Here is a 350-nt window from a genome sequence, read left to right as displayed (position 1 = left end):
TCATAGTGTTTCTTACTTCTCAATTCAGCGACTTGTTTGTTGTACTGCTGATTGATGCTCTTCAGTATTTTGCCTTTGACCAAAAACGGCCTGATTCCGGGTTTGGTCGAAACGAAAGTTGCAAAATTATCAATACCTAAATCACAGCACAAAGCTTCATTCGGATTCAAAGCGACGCTTCTTGAATTTTTACACTCATCCTTACCGACACGATAAGTCAGCTCCACAATAAATGTATTTCCCATCGGAATAATTCTCAGATCGCCCGTAACTGCTTCCTCCGCTTTGGCGTTGAACTCCTGATGTTTACAGCAAACTACACGAATGGGAGAAAAATCGATATCTTTCCC

1 pseudogene is annotated in these 350 nt (G+C 41.1%); it reads right to left on the bottom strand.

Going from position 1 to position 350, the window contains the following annotated elements:
- Positions 1-350 (bottom strand): annotated as a pseudogene (locus E5987_RS12895) (RNA-guided endonuclease InsQ/TnpB family protein); the annotation flags it as partial.

The organism is Parasutterella muris (assembly GCF_009767915.1).
GTDB lineage: Bacteria > Pseudomonadota > Gammaproteobacteria > Burkholderiales > Burkholderiaceae_F > Parasutterella > Parasutterella muris.
The sequence above is the reverse complement of the archived record's forward strand: the minus strand, read 5'-3'. Positions and strand labels throughout refer to the sequence as shown.